Genomic DNA, 5,229 nt, shown 5'->3' on the forward strand with positions numbered 1-5,229 from the left:
CGGTTCATGAACCGCCCAGAGGGCGGCGTTACGAAAAAAAAGAGCGATCGCACTGATGCGATCGCCCTGGATTTCCCGGAAAACTTAGTTAACTCTCAAGCCGCCTCTAAACTTAATCCTAGCGACGCTTGCTCAACCATTTAGCAGCCACAATTCCCAAAATACCCGCAACAATCGGATTGCCCAAAAACTTCATCAAACTGGGCTGATCTGCCAACACTTCGCGGAAAACATCGGGGTGAGAGTGATAGGTAAAGGATGCCAACTTCGCAACGTCATCAGCAGTCATGCGGTTGGGGTTGTGAGTAGAAAGCGCTAGTTGTTGCTCCAAGGTGCGATCGCTCAGTCCTTTCTTGCTCAAATGCTTAAAGAATTCCCGCGCCACGTCATCTCTTTCATTAGGTTTGATTTGCGCGATCGCCTTTTGTAACTCTGGCTCTAATTGGGCAGGCGGCAAGTTATCATGATGCAAAGACTGACCGAATAACTGTTTACGTTGATCTGGTGTAGTCCGCTGAGCAAAATCATCAAAATTTTCGTATTCGTCCGCTGATGCAGCCGGCATTGCTTCAGTATTTCCGTGCGACAAATCGTTCATGATTTCACGCTTGTATTGTTCGCTGGTAGCCATAATATTTTTCTCCAATTTTCAAAACTTTTACGTCTCAATCTGAATATTCAGAAATTATTCTCTCTGGTGCGAGTGGGAGATTGCTTCGCCGAGCTCACAATGACAAGAATTAGACTCGCGATCAATTGCCTAATTCTTAAATTACTTAAGCCGCACCAGATTTGTACTCAATCTGGTTTGATTGCTGATCGTACTTAGCCGTCAAAATCAGTTTTTTATCCGGCGCATACATCAAAACTGTTACATCTTGATCCGGGAAATTGTGATGAAAACCTTGGGCTAAAGATTTTGCTAAATCTTTCACTTCATTGGGGCGAACTTTCGGTGTAATGACAACGCCTAACTTGTTGTTGTCCCGCACATAAACGTCTTTTACTAAACCCTTTGCAGTCTGGATCGCCCAGTTACCAAAATCTTGACCAACTGCGGTATTTCCCCGTTGTAGCTCAGCGTAATAATTGGAACTACCCTCAATTGCTACAGGTAGATTAGTCGGTTTCTGAGCTGATGGTGCTCCGGCACAGGCTGTAGAAATAGTCAGCACTAAAACCAAAATTAGCCCGGTAATAATTTTTCGACTCTGCTGAAAAAAATTCATTTTTGTCCTCCTTATACAAAATGTTATTAACAGAATGATTAATTAGTTAAATCTGTGTTTTCATTCTGTTTGATAATACAGAGGATCTAGGTCAAAAATTAGTTACCTAGACCCTCTGAATTAGTGTTAAGCGCGGTTTACTTTTTCCTTAACATCATCTTTGATGTCTTCGACTCCGTGACGCACTTGGGCTTCTTTTTGCTTCATTTGACCTTCAGCTTTATCCTTGGGATCTCCAGTAACATTACCTACAGCTTCTTGAGCAACACCTTCAATGTTTTTAGCAGTAGCTTTGGCGCGATCTTCAATACTCATGATGTTTCTCCTGTTCTGTAACTTTGTTTACTTTTGTTGTCTTAGACTCATAGTATTAAGTAATTACTTACTTTACCCTCTACCAAGAGGTAGATTAAAGTTCTATAACTATTGGATGAATAGATTTGTAATTACAAAAACAAAATCCGCTTGCGCGGACTTTAGAAATAATTTTAACCCGATATTATCTGAGTTTTATTTGATAAGAGGCGATTTGAACTGTCAAGTTTCAAAAGATACTAATGTTTTGTTTTTTCATCCATCTTTTGATTGAGTTCTTCTTTTAAGATTTCTGCTGCACGGAGAGTTTGAGCCTCCGCTTGCCGATGTTCACCTTGGGCCTTCTCTGCTACCTCAGAGAGTAATTCTGCCCTAGCTTCTCGATTTTGCTCTTCAACGTGCCGGATATGGGTTGTTGCTGATTCTTCATTTATCATTAGCTTTCACCAGGTTTTTTAGATAATTTATTTAAGTAATGGTAACTTTTAAGTAATGGTAACTTCAAGATAAGGTAAACCATACTCTTATGCTATGAGAAATATTTAGGCTATTCATCTGCCTGTAGAAGTAAGATAGAATATTTAAGACTAAGACAAAAGGAAGAGGGATGATCCCGATGCCTATAAATATATTTGTAGGCGCGAAGGCTTCGCGCTTAACATCTCTTATATAATAAATAAAATATAGGCGCTAATGCTTCGCCCTGCTACCAAGGAAGAAAAACTTTAACCCCTTCAATTGCTCATTAACTATTTTAAGTATTTCAGTAGTTGTTACCCCCCCTTTTTCAGGGGGTTATAGGAAATAGATGAGGTTAACTTTGAAGCCTCTAATCGATGAATCCCATTAGCGTGAAACTATCATCAATTATGTTGGAAGCAATTGGGCGGTTGGCACCCATCACAGAGTACAGTTCGCTAATTTGTAGTGCACTGGAACCAACTGGGCGATTTCCAGCTTCAGAGTACATTTCCATCACCTCAAAGTTGTCTGCCATCACTGGGCGATTGTCCACGATTTCTATTACTTCCAGAGAACTCGATTCTATGGGGCGGTTGCGAATAGTATCGAACACCTCAAAGTCATTTGTTCCGATCGGCCGGTTCTCAGGCAGGGGATTATGATACAATTGAATTTCTGGCTGTTTGCGATCGCTCATCGTTTTGTCCCTAATTGTTAAAGCCATAACTTGAGATACACTCCCTGATTTTTGGGTAACAGCCTCATTAGCTGTAACTTCCTCTGTCTTACCACTGTTTCTGCGTCCCTGGCTCAGGGTTTTCTTGCCAGTTCTGTTAATCGCCATAATTAAATACCTCTGTGTTGCTGAGTCGTTTTGTTATTGAGTAGGAGAACCACTTTTTTTGTCAGGTCTCAATTCTACTGTCAATAATTAAAATATCTTAAATTATACCAAATATTTTAATTTAATTGCAATTTAACTACATATTTGTTAATATTTATCAGTAACATAGCATTCTCTGATAGTTACTATGGGAGATAAATTTCATCTTCAAGCTCCTTTTGAGCCGACTGGGGATCAGCCGAAGGCGATCGCGCAACTAACTTCAGGCATACTTGCAGGCGATCGCTTCCAAACTCTACTTGGTGCAACGGGCACAGGCAAAACCTTTTCAATAGCTGCGGTTATTGAGAAAATTAGTAAACCTACCCTAATTTTAGCACATAACAAGACCTTAGCGGCTCAACTGTGCAACGAATTGCGAGGATTTTTCCCCAACAACGCCGTCGAATATTTCGTTAGTTATTACGATTATTACCAGCCAGAAGCATACATTGCCGTTACCGATACATACATCGAGAAAACAGCAGCAATTAACGACGAGATCGATATGTTGCGACACTCAGCAACGCGATCGCTTTTTGAACGCCGCGACGCGATCGTAGTAGCATCAATTAGCTGCATCTACGGTTTAGGAATGCCAGCAGAATACCTAAAAGCTGCTATCCCTTTTCAGGTAGGAACCGAAGTCAACCAGCGGCAACTATTGCGAGATTTAGTTAACATTCAATACAGCCGCAACGACTTAGATTTAGGCCGAGGAAAATTCCGCGTCAAAGGCGACGTATTGGAAATTGGCCCCGCCTACGAAGATAGAATAATTCGCATAGAATTCTTTGGCGACGAAATTGATGCCATTCGCTATGTTGACCCCGTAAGTGGTGGAATTATCCAAAGCGTAGAAGCTTTGAATATTTATCCTGCCCGTCACTTCGTAACTGCTGAAGACAAATTGGAGGCAGCTTGTCAAGCAATTGAAATCGAAATAGAAGACAGCGTAGAAGAACTAAAAAAAGCGGGTAAATTAGTAGAAGCACAGCGTTTAGAACAACGCACTCGCTACGATTTAGAGATGTTGCGAGAGGTTGGTTACTGCAATGGAGTCGAGAATTATTCCCGCCATTTAGCAGGGCGAAATGCTGGAGAACCGCCAGAGTGTTTAATTGATTATTTTCCGAAAGATTGGCTGTTAGTAATAGATGAGTCTCACGTCACCGTGCCACAACTACGGGGGATGTACAACGGCGACCAAGCTAGAAAGAAAGTGCTAATTGAGCATGGATTTCGCTTACCTAGCGCCGCAGATAATCGCCCTTTAAAAGCAGAGGAATTCTGGGAAAAAGTAAACCAGTGTATTTTTGTTTCTGCTACCCCTGGGAATTGGGAAATAGAAATCTCTGAAAGTCGAGTTGCCGATCAGGTAATTCGCCCCACAGGGTTAATAGATCCTGAGATTTATGTACGTCCGACTGAGGGGCAAATTGACGATTTGCTAGGAGAAATCAAAGAGCGCGTACTTCTGCAAGAGCGAACATTAGTGACAACATTAACTAAACGCATGGCAGAAGATTTAACAGAATATTTACAAGAGCGCGGAATTAGAGTCCGCTATTTGCACTCAGAAATTCAGTCAATTGAGCGCATAGAAATTCTGCAATCTTTGCGGGATGGAGATTTTGATGTATTAATTGGAGTAAATTTATTACGGGAGGGATTAGATTTACCAGAAGTGTCTTTGGTGGCAATTTTAGATGCAGACAAGGAAGGGTTTTTAAGGTCTGAACGTTCTTTAATTCAAACTATCGGTAGGGCGGCTCGTCATGTCCGGGGACAGGCTATATTGTATGGTGACAATTTGACAGATAGCATGATTAAAGCCATTGATGAAACTGATAGACGGCGGGGGATTCAGTTGGCTTATAACAAAATGCACGGGATTACGCCGCAGTCAATTACGAAGAAGTCATCTAAGAATGCAATTTTAGCATTTTTGGATGTGTCGCGGCGGCTGAATTCTCAGCAGTTAGAAACGGTCTACGAACAGGTAGATGAGTTATCTTTGGAAGAGATACCTGAGTTGATTGGTCAGTTGGAAGTGCAGATGAAGGAAGCGGCGAAGAAGATGGAGTTTGAAGAGGCGGCTAAGTTTCGCGATCGCATTAAGCACTTGCGAGATAAACTACTAGGTCATTAGTCTACAACTAACCCTATGCCTTCCACATAACGCACAGGTTTACAGTTCTTCATTGAGTTTCTGTTAGAGTCGATAGAAGCCTTGCGACTTTTACCTCTCCTTCAGAACCGGACGTGAGACTTTCACCTCATCCGGCTCCTCAATAATTCCACCCTTGTCATGGGTACGATTCAAGACCAACTCTCAGG

The 5,229-nt window shown here is 41.8% G+C and carries 6 protein-coding genes; 1 reads left to right on the top strand and 5 read right to left on the bottom strand.

The features are described from left to right. Window positions 1–118: 118 nt before the first annotated feature. The 5 genes from PY364_RS23395 to PY364_RS23415 all read right to left on the bottom strand — a co-directional run bounded on the left by PY364_RS23395 (window position 119) and on the right by PY364_RS23415 (window position 2,850). Window positions 119–631 (bottom strand): hypothetical protein, encoded by a 513-nt coding sequence (locus PY364_RS23395; protein ID WP_275526798.1) that lies wholly within the window; start codon window positions 629–631, stop codon window positions 119–121. 145 nt (window positions 632–776) lie between these two features. Beyond that, window positions 777–1,229, bottom strand: coding sequence for a hypothetical protein (locus PY364_RS23400; RefSeq protein ID WP_275526800.1), 453 nt, complete (start codon window positions 1,227–1,229; stop codon window positions 777–779). A gap of 126 nt (window positions 1,230–1,355) precedes the next feature. After that, entirely contained in the window at window positions 1,356–1,544 is a 189-nt protein-coding gene (locus PY364_RS23405; RefSeq protein WP_275526802.1) for a CsbD family protein, read from the bottom strand. A gap of 239 nt (window positions 1,545–1,783) precedes the next feature. Continuing rightward, entirely contained in the window at window positions 1,784–1,981 is a 198-nt protein-coding gene (locus tag PY364_RS23410) for a hypothetical protein (RefSeq protein ID WP_275526804.1), read from the bottom strand. A 392-nt stretch (window positions 1,982–2,373) separates the two neighbouring features. Beyond that, a complete protein-coding gene (locus PY364_RS23415; RefSeq protein ID WP_275526806.1) occupies window positions 2,374–2,850 on the bottom strand; it encodes a hypothetical protein in 477 nt (158 codons plus the stop codon). Between the two features lie 187 nt (window positions 2,851–3,037). Here PY364_RS23415 and uvrB point away from each other — a divergent pair, with 187 nt between their 5' ends. Further along, complete coding sequence (uvrB, locus tag PY364_RS23420) at window positions 3,038–5,041, top strand: excinuclease ABC subunit UvrB (protein ID WP_275526808.1); 2,004 nt, start codon at window positions 3,038–3,040, stop codon at window positions 5,039–5,041. Window positions 5,042–5,229 lie beyond the last annotated feature (188 nt).

The sequence above is a fragment of the Kamptonema sp. UHCC 0994 genome (assembly GCF_029167235.1).
Taxonomy (GTDB): Bacteria; Cyanobacteriota; Cyanobacteriia; order Cyanobacteriales; family Microcoleaceae; genus Kamptonema.

Bases quoted from the DNA above. Each gene is read 5' to 3' on its own strand.
- PY364_RS23395 (WP_275526798.1), bottom strand. From the start codon at position 631: ATGGCTACCAGCGAACAATACAAGCGTGAAATCATGAACGATTTGTCG.
- PY364_RS23400 (WP_275526800.1), bottom strand. From the start codon at position 1,229: ATGAATTTTTTTCAGCAGAGTCGAAAAATTATTACCGGGCTAATTTTG.
- PY364_RS23405 (WP_275526802.1), bottom strand. From the start codon at position 1,544: ATGAGTATTGAAGATCGCGCCAAAGCTACTGCTAAAAACATTGAAGGT.
- PY364_RS23410 (WP_275526804.1), bottom strand. From the start codon at position 1,981: ATGATAAATGAAGAATCAGCAACAACCCATATCCGGCACGTTGAAGAG.
- PY364_RS23415 (WP_275526806.1), bottom strand. From the start codon at position 2,850: ATGGCGATTAACAGAACTGGCAAGAAAACCCTGAGCCAGGGACGCAGA.
- uvrB (WP_275526808.1), top strand. From the start codon at position 3,038: ATGGGAGATAAATTTCATCTTCAAGCTCCTTTTGAGCCGACTGGGGAT.